The following is a 14,919-nucleotide window of genomic DNA, read 5'->3' on the forward strand; positions in this document are numbered from 1 at the left end:
CGTTGCCGAACTCGCCCGCGATGACGCGCCGCGCGAGCTCCGCCACCGTGCCGTCGGGCGCGGCCGGGGTCGTGCCGCCAGAAACAACGCCGCCCGTGATCGCGGCCTTCAGCGCCGCCCACTTGGACGCCGCCACGTAGGGCGCCGGGCAGCGCTTGCCCGTCACGTCGTAGTGGCGGATCACCCCGGCGGCCCCGATGCCGTACTTGTCCATGAGCCGCTGGACGAGCCAGGAGAGCTTGTCGACCTCCACGTCGCTGAAGTCCTCGCCGGCCGAGACGACCTCGATGCCGATCGCGCGGCAGTTCATCTGCCAGTCGCCGGCGTGCCAGGCGGTGTCGCCCTCGGCCACGCTCTGGTAGATCTCCGGCGTGATGTCGTCGACGAAGTAGTGCGCAGACGCGCCCTGCCCCTCGTTCCGCGCGAAGTACGTCGCGTTGTTCCGCGCGGAGGCGAGCGTCGCCGTGAAGTGCACCACGATGCGGTCGACCGCGCGCGAGCGCCCGCGCGTCATGTGGTCGCTCCCGCACTGCTTGAAGAGGATGCTATACGCCATCGGGCGCCTCCTCGAAGCCGCCGTCCTCGCCCTCGTCGGGCTCCCAGCCGTCGGGCGCGGCCGCCTCGACGCCCTCGCCGCGCAGCGCCCCCCAGCGCTCCTCCTCGCTCGCGAACTCGCGCTCACTCATCGGGACCACCGCCCGAAGGCAGCGCCGCGCCGAGCTCCGCCATGACCGGCGACAGCACGGCCATCACGAGCGCCACCACAATCGCGCGCCACTCGGGCTCCAGCACCGCGCAGCCCACGAGCATGTCCACGTTGGCCACGACCACGCCGAGCACGCCCTGGACGATCGTCCTCGCCAGGCGCCACGGCCACTCGTTGGATGTCAGGAAAGCCTCCATCATTGCCCCTTCCGCATGTTCTCGATCTCCGCCTTCACGACGGCGACGTCCTGCTCCAGGGCGTAGGTGCGCTCGATGAGGCAGTTGTGCCTCTCGACCTGCCTCGTCAGGTTGTCGATCTTGACCTCCATGACCGCGCGGCTGCGCGAGTTGGACACGAGCACCCCCGCGAGGGTGAGCACCCCCGTCACGAGCGCCGCGATCACCGACTCCATGCGCGCCTCCTCCCCGGACGGGAACGCCCCGCCCTCTGGGAGAAGTGTCATGCGCAGTCACAAAATGCCCATCTAGCTGGTAAAATGGGCGTAATGTTGCGTTCTGTTTCTTCACAAAGAAGCTCACAAGCGCATGCAGGCGATAAGAGGGGGCGGCAGATGTACCAGAGCATCGAATATCAAAATGGATACGACGAATCCCTCGCCCGGGCAGTCGCTGCGCTGAATGAGGGAATAGCAGACGAGAAGATAATCATCGGTCTGCTGCAGAAGCATTGGGATCTCTCTTTGATGGATGCGCGCATGTATCTTGCGCGCGAGCGTACGGAGGGTTATCCGATGCGCGAGCTATCTGCATACCTTGCCGAATACATGGGCTGGGACTTCGAAGACGCACAGGACTATGCGTGCTCCGATGGGGTGGCTGAGGCCCTCAGGACCATAGACAAGCCCTGGAGCCTCAGCGGAGAAAAGCTCTACGAGAAGATCAGGAAGGCGTTGAACACCAAGTCCTAGCTCTTCACCGTCAGATACCCCGGAGCCACCGGCGGGTCGTCGATCCGGCAGTAGGCCTCGTCTCGGCCTCCGCTGTCGTACGTCGTCCCCGCGCCGCCCACCAGTGCCTCGCAGCCGTAGAACATGCCTGACCCCTCGCACCCCGCGGGCAGCGACCAGTCCGCATCCGCCCAGATTGTCGCCAGGTTCGAGCAGCCCGAGAAGCAGTAGAACAGGTCCGTGAGCCCCTCGGTCGGAAATCCAGACAGGTCGAGCTCGGTGAGCCCGTCGCAGTTCGAGAACGCGTAGCGCATCTCCCGGACCTCCGGCAGGTTGGAGAGCCCGACGACCTCGGTCATCTCCCCGTCGGTGTAGAACCAGTACGACAGGTTCGCGTACGTAAGCCCCGACAGGTCCTCGGAGAACGTCGCCTTCAGCACGTCCACCCCGGCATCGTCCCAGGCGCGCGACCCGATCGCCCGGTAGCGCGCCGTCGCGCACATCCGCGAGCTCAGCGCGACCTCGCGTCCCTCCTCGGGCTCGGGATCCAGCGTCAGCACGAGCTCGCCGTCGGCGTACAGGTGGCACGCTACCCATTCGCGCGCATCGGCCGCGGGATCCGTCAAGATCCCGTCCTCGCCGAACCCCAGGTGCCCGTCGATGTCCTCGCCGTAGTCGGGCGAATAGCCCATCCCGCCCACCAGGCGGTTGCACCCGTAGAGGCCAAGGCTGCCCGTCTGCTCGCCGGCAGGCTCCCATCTGGCCGCGTACACGCTCTCCAGCGAAGGGCAGCTCGAGAACACCTGATCGAAGCTCATCGCGCCCTCGAGCGCCTCGAACCCCCGCACCTCGGTCATCTGCTGCAGGCTTTGGAACAGGTGCGACGCGTTGGTCAGGCCGCCGCCCGCGAAGTCCGAGTCTATCAGCGCCCGCAGCACCTCGCTGCGCCGCGTGCGCCAGGGGATGTCGCTCGAGGACGAGAAGCCCTCGGCCGGGATCTCCCATCCCTCCAGGATCACCGCCCCCTCCACGTCGGAGGACCGACCGTCGCGGTAGTTCAGCTCGAGCGTCCCGTCAGAGAGCAGCAGCGCGCGCATCTTGACCCCCGTGTCCCATGTGAGCGCGCGGATCGCCGCAGGCATCTCGGCGGGGGTGTAGGTCGTCGTCGACCCGTTCTGCGTGCGGATCGCGTCGGCAAGAAGCTCGAACACGACCTCGGAGAGGATCCCGGTGCCCGCCTCGGGCGCGGCGACGAGCCCCGCGCCCTCGCGCGTCCCGTCCATCTCCAGCACCCGCGAGCTCATCTCCAGCGGCATGTAGCGCACCTGCTGCCCGTTCTGCTCGCGGATCGCGTTGGCGATCTCGGTCAGGAGCGCCTTGGTAACCGTTCCCACAGCCATCTAGAACTCCATCTCGGAAAGATCGTCCAGGTCCTCGATCGCCTGGTCCACATAGGCCTTCGTCGCGTACGCGGAAAGGTCGGGCGCGCTGCCCGGCGCCCCGTCCGCACCCGGCTCTCCCTGCGGCCCGGGCTCCCCGGCCTCGCCCTTGAGGCCCGAGAAGGCGAACGCGAACGTCCGCGCCCCCGGCGTACCGCCCATCGTCACGGTGGTAGTGCTGCGGTGCGTGATGTATCGGCGTAGTAGAGCTATGATCTTTTTTTTTTTGAATATACGGCCACCACCGAGGTTTACCATCTTTCCCCACCCCGCTGTCCTCCGATCTCTCACCGATCCCCCTGGTTCTTATACAAAACTAGGTGGGGAATAGGGGCCGGCTCCAGGGCGGGCCGCGCCGGGTCCACAAGGTCCGCCTTCACATACGGGGAGGAGGCGGGCCCCGCGTAGGAAAACCCGCTCACAGCTGCCCCCGGGCGCGCCCGTACGCGGTGGCGCGCCGCTGCTGCTCGCGGCCCATCCGGTCGGTCTCGGAGGCGCTGCGCCGGTCCTCATCCCGTGCATCGCGGCGAGCCGGCCCCTTCTTAAAATCCTCGCGACCGCGGTCCCCGCGTACGCGCCCATGTCCGTTACCCAACATGCCTCACCACCGTGCAGATCAAGGTGAACCCCCACAGCCACCGCCCGGACCCGTCGTGCCCGCGCGGCCCGGCACCGCCGGAGTCCACCGAGGCGATCCTCACCCCGTCGACGTCGATCGGCCACGCCGCGCCGCGCAGCGCCCGCTCGGCAGCCAGGCAGACATCCTCCGCGGCCCCGGCCTCCTCGCGGCACGCGAGCACATCGACGTCCACGCGCCCGCGCTCGCCGCCGTCAGCCAGGCGCGCCTCCCGCGCGAAGGCTCCCTGGGAAACCACGATCGGCTCGGCGCAAAACCCCGCCGAGGGCGGCGCGCAGAACACGCCCGCGAATCCCAGGGCGTAGAGCATCGACGCCACCGCGCCTGCGACCTCTCCGCAAGGAGCCATCAGCCCACCTCCAGTTCCCAGTGGTGCACGTGCCCGCGCACCACGCAGCAGCGCCGGCACCTGCGCACGTGCATGCTCGGCCCCGCGCCCACCAGCACGCGCGACCCCGCGGGCACCTCGAAGGCGCCCTCTGAGCTCACCGCGTCAACGAAGATCCGTCCCGCGCCGCCGTCCGCGCTGCGGTGGGCGTCGTCCACGGCGGACTCCGCACGCTCGAAGCGCACGTGCCTCACCAGCACGGACGGCCCGTACGTCCCGTCGCCCGCGGCCGGCCGCACCAGCATGTCGTCGGGCAGAAGCCTTCTCGGTATCGGCCTCAGAAAGCGCATCTACCTCACCCCGCTCCAGCAAAGCCCTGTTCCCGCCAGCTCCGCGAGCGCCGCCTCCCGCGCCACCTCGGCGCCGGTCGTCCCGTCGTCGCGGTAGTTCGTCACGGAGAAGGACCCTATCGAGAAGCCGCCCACGCGCCCCTCGCCGTACTCGGCGAAGGCGTCCGCGGCCGCGCACACGGCGCGCCGCCAGGCGTCTGCCTGATCGTCGTCCCAACCGCCCTGCACCTCGCGCGCACCGGTGAGCGACCCGACCATGCGCACGGCGGCGGGCATCACCTCGGAGAAGTCCGCCGCCGGCAGCGCCCCGCCGTACCCGTCCTGGTAGAACTCATAGGAGACGGGCGCGGGGCCGCAGCCCGCCGCGCCCGCCGCCCCGTCCATCAGGCCAGCGGCGCGCAGGAGACGTGCACGCCGTCCAGCTTGTTGTCCAAGAGCTCCACGATGCCGTACTTGCGGTACTTCATCATGTAGCTGTCCAGCGTCTCCAGCTCGTCGGGCGAGAAGACCCTCGAGGCCACGTGCTTGTCGAACTTGATGACGGCGGAACGCTCCACCACCATCCAGTTGATGTCCCTGGCCGCAGCCGCCTTGGAGTAGCCGAACCTCTCCTCCTCGCCGCTGTTCAGGTCGATCTCGGTGTAGAAGCGCGACTGCGGCACCTCCACGATGCGGGAGAAGCGCGTGAGCACGCGGTTCGAGCGGCTGGGGTTCGCCAGGCTGAAGTCGTCCAGCACCCCCTTGAGCGTGGGCGTGATGAACAGGATGCGCGACCTCGTCGCCACCTCCAGCTCGTCCATCTCGTTGGTGACGGTGCGCAGGGAGGCGAGGACGTCCTCAGCCTCGGCGGACGTGAGGTCCTCCTCGACCACGGTCACACCCTCGTGCGAGGCGATCTCGGCGAACGTGAACGCGTCCGCCTCCGGAGCCACCTGCGTGCGCTGCAGCTCGGAACCCGCCTCCACGAAGCAGTCCAGCACGCCCGCCTCCTCGACGTCCATCACGTCGGCGAGAAGCCTGATTCCGCGGTCGTAGTTGAAGGTCTTCGTCTCGAAGCCGTAGGTGATGGCGCCGGTCTTGTAGCCCACGTTGCGGGTGTAGTCGCCCAGGCCCGTGACCTCGATCTTCGGGACCATGATCTCCTTGGCGTTGCGCCCTGCGCGCACCATCCTGCGCGGCGAGTTCAGGCAGCCCGAGACGGCAGCCCGCTTGTACACCTCGTCGATCACCGCCGTGTAGCTACGTGTGAACTCGATGCTGTTGGCCATGATGTGCTACTCCTTGCCCTCGTCGTCCAGCCCGGCGATCTTGCGCCAGCGCTTCAAGGTCGCGCCCGCGTCCGTCGCTGCCCCCGCGTTCGGCAGCCCCGTCGCTCCGGCGGGGGCCGGAGCGGATGCGGCCGAGAAGAGCCACGGCTCGGCGGCGTTGAGCCTCTCGATGTCGTTTCCGTGATCAGGCAGGAGCGCCGTCGCGGCCTTGACGTTGCGCGCCCCGGCCATGGTCAGCTCGAAGGACACGCGCTGCTCCTCGCCCTGGCGGCGCAGCTCGTCCATCTCCGCGCGGAGCCTCTCGGCGCTCTCGGCCGTCTTGGCCGCCTCGGCGATCTGCCCCTCCAGCTCAGCGATCCGCGCGTCCCGCTCGGCGAGCGTCGTCTCGTAGTCCGCGCGCGCATCGGTGCCGCCGGGAGCCGCCGCGTTATCGCCCTTATCGCTGTCGGAACCGCCTGTCACTTGCGCCTGCGCCGCCTGCTGCTGCGTCCCGCCCTGCGCCGCGCCTTCCTCACCGATCCCCGTGCCTTCCTGCAAGCCATCCATCTGCCCGTCCTTTCCGTAAGGCGGGCAAAGAGAAAGCCCGCACCCATCAGTTGGGTACAGGCTATGAGGTGGTCACAAAACAATATAAGGCGTGTGGACCCATTATCAATGCTTGGAACTATAAAGAGGATGGGGAGATAGGGGAAAGGGTCACGCCCCGATAGAAAACGCATCCCTCATAAGGTAGAGTGTCAGTAGCACCAGAATCGCCGTCGGAATAACCCCGAACACCTTTTAAATCAAAGCATCTGCAATAATATGTGTACGTGAAAGTTGAATCGCAATAGGGCTATCTTCCTGCTTAGCTGCCCTGAGAGTAAGAAGGCGTTTGCTCATTTTGGATTATTGTTGAGCCGTCATCATATAGGAGCACCGAGAATGCAAGCATGAGCGCGTTATACTCGGCACAGACCCAGAGACGCTCCGAGAGCCCGTATATCGATAGCAGAAGAAAAACGATTACCAAACTGTTTTCCCCTCGCTCATGCATCTTCTGCATAAGAGCAGGGAAAGCAACCAAATACCCGGCAGTGATGAGAATTCCATAACCATAAACAAGATAGGCGTAGAGCGTATCGAGAGTAATTCCAGCTTCGGAGAGATCTCTTCCAAAAAAAGATGGGCTATAGAGCATCGAGTAAACATCAATATACCTTACTCGATTGGTCAGCATCTCGTTTAATTCGAGCGCCCATGCTTCCCCTTGCTGAAAACCAATGAGTGCCATCCATGTCAACACAAATAGTATGGGAGCTGTAAGCTGGCATGCTCTAAATAGTACTTTGCTGTCTGCTATACCCCGGTCCCAGAACGTGTTCAAAAGGGCAAAAGCAACGGCTAGGTAGATGAGAATGGTTGCCGACCGGCTGCCGGTATAATAATCAAGCAGCAAGACAATACCGAGCAGCAATAGTCCCCTTGTGATTTTCAGCTTGAATCGGTACAAGTATAGCATCTCGAGAGAGATGATCAGAACGTCCATCCCAAGCTGGTTCGCGTTACTGAAGCCCAAACTATGTCTCGTTCCCCGCGTGGCATCGCTGGTGACGATATCCTCTGCTAAGCCCATTTGCGAGAAAGCAATAAGGATGATTGTCCACGCTATCCTCAGCGTCATGTCAAACCGTATACTACTGTTCAGATTCACCCCTTTACATGCAGCAAGAAGCAGGACTAGCTTGAGTGTCGAGGTATCATCGCAGCGAAGAAAGCGGAAAACCGCAATAATGCCGAACATGCAAAGCATGACAACTTCCACGCCGCGATATTCCCGGATGCGCAGCAATGTAGCAATCAACAATACATACAGCGCAAAACATGAAAGCGCTGGAACGACTACCGTTGCGCTTTCGATGTTGGCAATAAAGGTCAGAGAAACAAGCAAGCCGAACGCTGAGAAAAAGAGATAGTCAGCGAGACTTCTCCTCGGGTGGATTAGGCTACTCATTTTGACCATCCCAAAAAGTCCTTGACGACAAATTGCCAGTTAAGAACCAGGAACAGAAATACATACACCACGATTTCTATCACCAATCTAACGAGTGCGTTATCAAACAGAGAGGCGGCACAGAACGCCGCTACCGCCACAACAGAGGATTTTGCAAGATGGACAAACAGAATCCCGAAGTACTTCCGCGCATCAAGATCGCTCCCCGTCGCAATGGTTTGGAATATGACGATGAAGAGCTCGGCGGCTATCGTTCCCGCGCACGCCCCGAGCGACCCGAAGCTCGGAATCAGGATGACGTTCAAGACGAGGTTCACCGCAGCCGCCCCAACGGTCGAACCAACGTACACGGAGTCTTTTGCCTTCGGAATGAGGAACTGCGTCCTCACGACGCTCGACCAGGCGGAGCAGATGACAGTGATGGCCAGAAGCCTTATGACGGGTGCGCACCCCTCGAAACCCGGTCCAAAGAACACGGGGCAGATGTCGTCTGCTATGACGATGAGGCCCATGGCCATGGCGCATGATAGAGTCAGTGCCAGCCGCATCGATGACAGGATGATGCTCCGATAGTCGGCATCGGATTTGGAGAGTACATAGGACATTCGCGGGAGCATCACGGTGCCAAGGGCGGTGATTACGGCGATGGGGATGTTGATGAGCTTCTCGGCGTTCTCGAAGTAGCCCAACTCCGTGACCGTCGACAGAGATCCCAGCATCGTCTTGTCGAGCACGCGGTAAACGCTGTACGCGGCGACGGGCAGAAAGAGGACGGCGATGTCCCTGAGTCTTCGGGCAGAACCCCTCAGCTCAGGCCGTACCGGCTTGACGTATCGCGGCACGCTGCAGAAGAGGTAGAGCTGGCTCATAAGCGTCGAGCATGCCATGATCAACGTGTATGCCCAAAGATCATCCGGCCCCTTGACGAAAACTGCGATAAGTAACAACGAGAGAACCTTGACTATGAGGTTTCGAACGATGGTCTGGAAGAACTTCTCAAGCCCGAAGTACAGCCAGCTCACGTCGAAGCAGACTGAGAGGACTTGAATCAGCTGGATCCAAGCCACTCGACCGTACTGCTGCGGGAAGAGCACGAGGTAAAGGGCATAGGCGCCGACCGCGACAAGGCTGACAGCAACCTGCAGGGCATAGGTCGATGAGAACTCCCGTGAGAGGGCTGCCTCGTCGTCGCGAACCCTGGCAACAGAGCGGTTGCCGTAGTTGCTGACACCCAGCATGCCGGCGAGCATGAACATGTTGGCGATGGAGTATGTGTAAGAGTAGATCCCGATGTTCTGCGCTCCGAGTGCCCGTGAAACCAGAGGTACGGTGATCAGGGGGAACGCAAGCATGAGCCCCTGATAGCCCACGTTCATCAGAAAGTTTTTGTTCTCGCTTTTCAAAGGATCTCTTCCTATTCTAGGACCCTGGAGAGCCATGAAATCGACTTCTTTCTCTTTTTGACCAGAGCATCTTCGTATGCGGTCCAGTCGGGCATGGAGAGGTAGTCGAGATCGTCATCGAAGGCGATCGGGCAGAGCCGATCATCTATCCCGAGCGAGGAGACGAGGGTGAGCACCCTGTCGTCGTCCCCGAACATGCCGCCGTTCTTGACCGTCCAGAAGGGTTTCCTGTAAATGGTTGAGAATATGGTCCCATGGAACGACGTCGTGAAGACGACAGAGGCCTTCTTGATCAAAGTGAGGTACGCGGCGGGCCCCTCCTTGGGAGGAAGCGAGAAGGACGACATCAGGTTCACACCCTTGACGTAGAAGTGCTTCGCGTTGAAGGCTATGACCGGCATGCCGTACTTCTTCGAGACCTCCTCTATGAGGCGATTGATATCGGAAGAGTATCCCGGAGAGTAGTAGAAGATGTATCTGTCGGGCAGTGCCGGCAGATCTGCCTCCAGGTTTTCATAATCCGTGGCATCAAGGAGTAGGGTGGGATCGAGGAGGACGGGCACGTCACTTCCGATAAGGTCTCTGATCCACCTGCAGCCGTTGTTCTCGCGCACCGACAGGGCATCGAAGTCACTGAGGTAGCCCGCGTAGAGCTCCGGGGCATCGGCATACACTGAAGGGTTCTTCGCACCGAACGAAGGTGCGTAAGCGACCTTCTTCGCATGCGAGACCCATGGGAGAAAGTATGCGTCATCGCCATCCTCGATAGTGACGTTCCACACCTGATCGCTCCCCGCGATGACGACGTCCAAGCCATCGTCCGTCAGCTCAGACATGTCGGAGACAATCGCTCCGGTCACCTTGAAATTGTCCGAGATGAAGCGCTCGTATTCTGCGTAGCCCCTCAAAATGCGAGCCTTATGGGGAAGGAGTATGAGGTTCTTGATAAGGTTCTTCGGGGAATTCCAGGGGAACAATGCGCTGTAGAGCGCCTTCTGCCCCTCGTTGGAAAAGTTTATGATTCTTGGGCTGTGCCCCAGCCTTTCCACCATAGTTTGAAGGGCGTAAGTCTGCATCATCGACCCACAGTTGTACGAACGATGGAAAGTAATTATCCCGACTCTTTTTCCCATTAGATATTCACCCATCTTTCTTGCGGGGAGCGGTGACCCTTGATGGCCAGCGCGACACGAAGAATTGAGACCGCGGCTCCCGTCGCGTTCATTTCGACAAGCTTGCAGACGACCCTTTCATGCAGGGGATTCCTTGATGCGTCGACGTTGCTTCGGAACCGGTCTATGAAGAGGTCATTGGAAGCGATGTCCCGAATCGCGAGGGTCCTTTCTGGGCGCTGCGCTATCCACGCGGCTCGTAGCGCCGCGATCTCGACGCTACGACAGAACGAGAAATCGACCATGCTGGAAACCTCTTGCCGGGAGTAAAGCCCGGAGTCGGTGAGAATCCTCTCCAGCCTTACCAGATAGCGCTCGTTCGAGGCAAAGAACCTCCTATCGAAGGTATGGGTGGCAGAATTGCCATGCAAGCGGTAGCGATAGATAGACTTTCCGACGAAACGAATCCTTTCCGACGAGAGGAACGCCTCCAAGTTGAACAGGGCGTCCTCTCCGTTGATTATCTGGGAATCGAATTTCAACGATGACGTTTTCAAGAATCTGCGTGAGTAGATTCTTGAAACCGGCGAGGACGCCCATTTCACGGGCGTCCTCGCCGGTTTCAAATCGGCTCTCGGGCTGACCCCGACCACGGACGCCACTAACTCATCAACTTGATAGCGCTTTCTGCCAGTGCCCTCGCTGAACACGACCATATCCTCGTTTGACCCGAAATACCGCGACACGGAATCAAACCATTCTGGCAAGAGGGCGTCGTCAGCGTCGACGAACATGATGTAGTCACCTTTTGCAAGGCGTATGCCGTGATTCCGAGCCGAGGAGACGCCTGCATTCTCCTGCTGAACGACTCGAACTGCGCTTCCGAACGAACGGCAGACTTCGAACGTCCCGTCCGATGATCCGTCATCGACGACGATGACTTCAACACCGTCGCACGATGCCGAAAAGATTGAATGCAGGCATTCGGAAATGGTCTCTTCTGCGTTGTATGCCGGGATGATAATGCTCAGAGCGGGTTTCATCGCGTCACCAGCCTCCTTCTGAACATCTCGGCGCCCATGAAGTGCCTGTAGGCGTACATCTTGAGGCGGAAAGGGAGCGGACAGGCCGGAAGGGCCCTCTCGCAAGAGGAGCGCATGGAGCTGATTCTTTCTCGAAGTGCCTCGTTTTCGATGCCGCAGTTACGATATCGCCAGACCGCTTCGTAGGCGATGGGGAGAAAAACCCTTCGCACAACATCGCGAAGCTCTGCGTTGGCGCCCAGGCGATTCTCGTAGGCCTCGTACACTTTGATGGCATCGAACCACTTTATGCTTCGTTGATAATTAGCCGCGCTTTCGCGTCTTTGACGGTAGCCGTATTTGACGCCGTCGTCGAAGGCGATTGAGCTGCAATGGCCGAGGTAGTCCAGAAGGAACAGCATGTCCTCGGACTGCGCGATACTCTGGTCAAAACGAATATTGTTATCCCTGATAATGTAATAAAGGAATCCTTTATTCCATGCAAATCCGCTGCATACGTCAAGACATGCACGGTATTTTTCATCATTATTATAGATATGACCTACGCCAGTGCTAAACGCGGGAGCGCCACCGAAAAACGCGGCGATCCCCACGGCGGACATTTCGCACATTCCGTCGGAAAGGGGCCTGACAAGCGCTTCAACGAAATCGGAGGAGACGACGTCATCCGCGTCGACGAAGAGCAGGTAATCGCCCGCGCCTCTTTCGATGGCATAATTCCGGCTGTACGAGACCCCGTGGTTGTCGTTGCAGAACAGCGTGATCCTCGAATCAGCATTCGCATATCGCCTGACAATATCCGCAGTGCCATCCGTCGAACCGTCATCAACTACCAGGATTTCCATATCCCGATAGCTCTGCGAAAGGAGAGATTCGAGACATTCGCCGATATACTTTGACACGTTGTATGCCGGGATGACAACTGTCGCCAGCGGCAATTTACTCATCCCAGCTCCTCCAATCTTCTGACGTAAAACCGCGCGAGGCGCTCGGCCTCGGCTCTTACGTCGAAACCTTCAGCCCTTACAACCGCAGGCCCCTTCGCGCGGTCCGAGCTGTCCCCACGCATTCCGACAAGGGCCGCCGCCCACGAGGCGGGGCTTTCTGAAAGCTGCATCCTCTCTATCGTTGATCCTTTGAAGTCGCAGTCGCGAGGAATGGAGTCGGAGATAAGACATGGAAGACCCGCCGCCTGCGCCTCTACGAGAACGAGAGGCAGTCCCTCATACACCGAGGGCATGAGGAATATATCCATCGCCTGCATGAGCTCAGCAACATCCGAGCGCACGCCCAGGAAGCGCACGCTGTCGTAAACGCCAAGCGACTGTGCCCTGCGCTCAACCTCAGAGCGCAGCTCACCGTCGCCAACCAGGACAAGAACGGCATCCGGACACAACTTGAGAGCCCCTGCGAAGACATCGAGGATGAACGCATGATTCTTTGCGGGAGCGAACCTTCCCACATGACCGATAGCCAAGACGCCCTTGCCAATACGAAGCTCGCGGCGCACGCGTTCGCGGCATTCTGCGTCGAAAGCATAGTCGTCAACATCTATAGCGTTGCGCACCACCCTGAAATCGTCTGTGCCGAACATCCACCTGCCGGCATCTATGCCGCAAGCGAAAAGGTCCGTCGCCTCGTGTCTGATGAACCTCTTACAGACGAGCTTCAATGGGTACTTAAAGTCTTTGTCTTGATGGCTGTTGTGCGAATGCGCGATTCGCACAACAGCCCCGTGCCTTCTGGCGGCATCTAACGGCGGTGCGCTCATACAGTCAAGCTGGACGTGCACCACCTGATAGGGATGCTCTTCAAAGAAGCGGTCTAGGGCCTTCAGGTAATGTGGGCTCAGAGGATTCTGCCGTGGCACGCGGTAGATGCTCGCGCCGAGGGAGCGCGCCTCCGCCTCGTAATCGCCTTCCTTCTCGCGATGGAGCAGAAAATCGAACTGTATCGTGTTCCGATTCATATGGCGGTAGAAGTTCATAGTCATGGTTTCCATACCGCCCCGGTCCAAGCTAGTCAGGACCTGCAGGACCCTCAACGACTCAGACATGGACTTCCCCCAATCCATCTATACAGGCGTGATATCGTGTCTCGAGGTCGCGAGCCGCGTGAATAGCGCTCCGGCAGCTCCGAGACGCCGAAGGACGTGGCGTAGGAGACCTTCCGGCAGGGCCCCTCCACAAAGGAGAGAGTGTAGTAGCCGCCGGCGATGTTCACCGGCGGCCAAAGCTGATCGGAGCCGACAACAACTGTGTCAAGGCCCCTCGTCCACTCGCCAAGCTCGGCTAAAGAGTTGAAACGCGGCGACATGCGGAAGCGTGCCTTGGCGAACCGGTCGAACGAGCGGTATCGCCGTGCCATCTCCGATCCAAACTCGCGGTTGAGCCTCTGGCGCACCCGGTGGCCGACGAAGCCGAGCTTGGCGCGGTAGAACTCCGCGTCGAAGAGGTGCTCCATATAGTACGACCTGCGGCCCCTGCCAATGTCACCGGAAAGGCCGGACTTGTCGATCGTCACAACGTCATGTCCGAGCGCGCGGACGGCGGCCTCGGTGGCCCATGCCTGCAGCATGCTGCCAAAGTTGTTCTTGTCGTAGCACGTGGCGAGTGCAATCCTTGCCATCAATCCCCCAAGTGCCCAACGCGGGCGAGATAGTAGTCCTCTAGCTTCCTTGCTGCTGTCTCTATGTCGTAAGCGCGGACGGCGGGCGTCATCCCCCGGCTCCCCGGACGCCCGTCCCGGGCCCTCAGAAGCGCGTCGGCCCACGCCTCCTCGTCGAGCGGCAGGAAGCGCGAGCGCGGGTCGAGCCCGACCTCGCGCGTGATCGCGTCGGAGAACAGGCACGGCAGCCCGGCTGCCTGCGCCTCGACCCCCACGACGCAGAAGCCCTCGTACAGGCTCGGCAGCGCGAAAGCGTCGAACGCCTGGTACAGGCGGTTGGCGTCCGGGCGCTGGCCGAGGAAGCGGACGGAGCCCTGGATGCCGAGCTCCCCCGCAAACACCTCAGCGCCCTCCTGCAGGGGGCCGGCGCCGGCGAGGAGCAGAACGGAGTCGGAGGCCTCATCGTGAAACCGCGCGAACGCCCTCATCAGGAACGCGTGGTTCTTCTGGCTGACGAAGCGCCCGAGATGACCTACAACGAAGGTGCCATCAGAGATCCTCAGCTCCTCGCGCACCTCCGCCCGAACCTCACGGTCGAACGCAAACCGCTCGAGCTCGATGGCGTTGGGGAAGACGGTGAAGTCGGCACCCTTCCCGAAGAGCCACTCGCCGGCATAGGTCCCGCATGCGGCCAGGTCCGTCGGGTAGAACCTGGAGAAGCGCTTGAGCACCCACTTCACGGCGTTCCTCGCGTGCTCACCCTTGCCGGAGGTGGAGTGCGAGTGGGCGATCCTCACCGGAACGCCCGCCCTTTTGGCCGCCATGAGCGGGAAGACGGAGAGAGCGTTCTCGTGACTGTGGACGATCTCCCAGCCCTGCTCGCGGAAGAGCTTTGTCAGGGCCTTCTGGTACGCAAACACGTGCTGATAGGGCGGCACCGTGAAGACGCGCCCGCCGAGGGACTCGATCTCGTCGCGGGGGACCAGAGTCGAGTCCTCGTCCACGATGAAGTCGAACTGAACCTTCCCGTGGTCAATGTGGCGGTAGTAGTTCATCACGACGGCTTCCAGGCCGCCGCCGACCATCTTGCCCACGACGTGGGCGACGCGCAGAGGTCTACCCACAG

Annotated in this window: 20 protein-coding genes; 1 reads left to right on the forward strand and 19 read right to left on the reverse strand. The window is 61.3% G+C overall.

The genetic code is table 11. The features are described 5' to 3' along the window. The 4 genes from BN3789_RS11620 to BN3789_RS11630 form a co-directional block, all read right to left on the reverse strand. A partial coding sequence (locus BN3789_RS11620; protein WP_066834551.1) for a peptidoglycan recognition protein family protein occupies nucleotides 1–556 on the reverse strand: 556 nt, incomplete at its 3' end. Further along, on the reverse strand, nucleotides 546–686 hold the full coding sequence (locus tag BN3789_RS12855) for a hypothetical protein (protein ID WP_154018728.1): 141 nt from the start codon (nucleotides 684–686) through the stop codon (nucleotides 546–548). The genes BN3789_RS12855 and BN3789_RS11620, both read right to left, overlap by 11 nt. Beyond that, the gene (locus tag BN3789_RS11625) at nucleotides 679–903 is read right to left on the reverse strand and encodes an alanine racemase (protein ID WP_066834552.1); all 225 of its coding nucleotides are present in this window, start codon (nucleotides 901–903) and stop codon (nucleotides 679–681) included. The genes BN3789_RS12855 and BN3789_RS11625 overlap by 8 nt, the downstream gene beginning before the upstream one ends. Next, the gene (locus BN3789_RS11630) at nucleotides 903–1,118 is read right to left on the reverse strand and encodes a hypothetical protein (protein WP_066834553.1); all 216 of its coding nucleotides are present in this window, start codon (nucleotides 1,116–1,118) and stop codon (nucleotides 903–905) included. Before BN3789_RS11630 ends, BN3789_RS11625 begins: the two co-directional genes overlap by 1 nt. 159 nt (nucleotides 1,119–1,277) lie before the next feature. Between BN3789_RS11630 and BN3789_RS11635 the strand changes: the two genes are divergently transcribed. Next, nucleotides 1,278–1,634 carry a hypothetical protein gene (locus BN3789_RS11635; RefSeq protein ID WP_066834554.1) on the forward strand — a complete coding sequence of 119 codons (357 nt, stop codon included), beginning with the start codon at nucleotides 1,278–1,280 and terminating at the stop codon, nucleotides 1,632–1,634. Here the strand turns inward: BN3789_RS11635 and BN3789_RS11640 are convergent. The 15 genes from BN3789_RS11640 to BN3789_RS11710 all read right to left on the reverse strand — a co-directional run bounded on the left by BN3789_RS11640 (nucleotide 1,631) and on the right by BN3789_RS11710 (nucleotide 14,917). After that, nucleotides 1,631–3,013, reverse strand: a complete 1,383-nt coding sequence (locus BN3789_RS11640) for a leucine-rich repeat domain-containing protein (RefSeq protein WP_066834556.1) — start codon at nucleotides 3,011–3,013, stop codon at nucleotides 1,631–1,633. The two genes, BN3789_RS11635 and BN3789_RS11640, sit on opposite strands and share 4 nt — an antisense overlap. Further along, nucleotides 3,014–3,220 carry a hypothetical protein gene (locus tag BN3789_RS11645; protein ID WP_229254372.1) on the reverse strand — a complete coding sequence of 69 codons (207 nt, stop codon included), beginning with the start codon at nucleotides 3,218–3,220 and terminating at the stop codon, nucleotides 3,014–3,016. Between the two features lie 419 nt (nucleotides 3,221–3,639). Next, on the reverse strand, nucleotides 3,640–4,038 hold the full coding sequence (locus BN3789_RS11650) for a hypothetical protein (RefSeq protein WP_066834560.1): 399 nt from the start codon (nucleotides 4,036–4,038) through the stop codon (nucleotides 3,640–3,642). After that, nucleotides 4,038–4,367, reverse strand: coding sequence for a minor capsid protein (locus BN3789_RS11655; RefSeq protein WP_066834562.1), 330 nt, complete (start codon nucleotides 4,365–4,367; stop codon nucleotides 4,038–4,040). Before BN3789_RS11655 ends, BN3789_RS11650 begins: the two co-directional genes overlap by 1 nt. Then, complete coding sequence (locus tag BN3789_RS11660; RefSeq protein WP_066834564.1) at nucleotides 4,368–4,751, reverse strand: hypothetical protein; 384 nt, start codon at nucleotides 4,749–4,751, stop codon at nucleotides 4,368–4,370. Next, complete coding sequence (locus tag BN3789_RS11665) at nucleotides 4,751–5,635, reverse strand: hypothetical protein (protein WP_066834565.1); 885 nt, start codon at nucleotides 5,633–5,635, stop codon at nucleotides 4,751–4,753. The genes BN3789_RS11660 and BN3789_RS11665 overlap by 1 nt, the downstream gene beginning before the upstream one ends. Nucleotides 5,636–5,641: 6 nt before the next feature. After that, complete coding sequence (locus BN3789_RS11670) at nucleotides 5,642–6,181, reverse strand: nucleotide exchange factor GrpE (RefSeq protein WP_066834567.1); 540 nt, start codon at nucleotides 6,179–6,181, stop codon at nucleotides 5,642–5,644. A 301-nt stretch (nucleotides 6,182–6,482) separates the two neighbouring features. Further along, complete coding sequence (locus BN3789_RS11675) at nucleotides 6,483–7,637, reverse strand: hypothetical protein (protein ID WP_066834570.1); 1,155 nt, start codon at nucleotides 7,635–7,637, stop codon at nucleotides 6,483–6,485. Beyond that, on the reverse strand, nucleotides 7,625–9,067 hold the full coding sequence (locus tag BN3789_RS11680) for a flippase (protein ID WP_079989316.1): 1,443 nt from the start codon (nucleotides 9,065–9,067) through the stop codon (nucleotides 7,625–7,627). Before BN3789_RS11680 ends, BN3789_RS11675 begins: the two co-directional genes overlap by 13 nt. Further along, entirely contained in the window at nucleotides 9,043–10,164 is a 1,122-nt protein-coding gene (locus BN3789_RS11685; RefSeq protein WP_066834574.1) for a polysaccharide pyruvyl transferase family protein, read from the reverse strand. The genes BN3789_RS11680 and BN3789_RS11685 overlap by 25 nt, the downstream gene beginning before the upstream one ends. Beyond that, a complete protein-coding gene (locus BN3789_RS11690; protein WP_066834576.1) occupies nucleotides 10,164–11,186 on the reverse strand; it encodes a glycosyltransferase family 2 protein in 1,023 nt (340 codons plus the stop codon). Before BN3789_RS11690 ends, BN3789_RS11685 begins: the two co-directional genes overlap by 1 nt. Then, on the reverse strand, nucleotides 11,183–12,133 hold the full coding sequence (locus tag BN3789_RS11695; RefSeq protein ID WP_066834577.1) for a glycosyltransferase family 2 protein: 951 nt from the start codon (nucleotides 12,131–12,133) through the stop codon (nucleotides 11,183–11,185). The genes BN3789_RS11690 and BN3789_RS11695 overlap by 4 nt, the downstream gene beginning before the upstream one ends. Beyond that, nucleotides 12,130–13,260, reverse strand: coding sequence for a glycosyltransferase family 1 protein (locus tag BN3789_RS11700; RefSeq protein WP_079989318.1), 1,131 nt, complete (start codon nucleotides 13,258–13,260; stop codon nucleotides 12,130–12,132). Before BN3789_RS11700 ends, BN3789_RS11695 begins: the two co-directional genes overlap by 4 nt. Beyond that, a complete protein-coding gene (locus BN3789_RS11705) occupies nucleotides 13,227–13,814 on the reverse strand; it encodes a polysaccharide pyruvyl transferase family protein (RefSeq protein ID WP_066834579.1) in 588 nt (195 codons plus the stop codon). Before BN3789_RS11705 ends, BN3789_RS11700 begins: the two co-directional genes overlap by 34 nt. Further along, the gene (locus tag BN3789_RS11710; protein ID WP_147569736.1) at nucleotides 13,814–14,917 is read right to left on the reverse strand and encodes a glycosyltransferase family 1 protein; all 1,104 of its coding nucleotides are present in this window, start codon (nucleotides 14,915–14,917) and stop codon (nucleotides 13,814–13,816) included. Before BN3789_RS11710 ends, BN3789_RS11705 begins: the two co-directional genes overlap by 1 nt. Nucleotides 14,918–14,919: the final 2 nt, after the last annotated feature.

Origin of the sequence: Collinsella ihumii (assembly GCF_900046475.1) — a bacterium.
Classification (GTDB): domain Bacteria; phylum Actinomycetota; class Coriobacteriia; order Coriobacteriales; family Coriobacteriaceae; genus Collinsella; species Collinsella ihumii.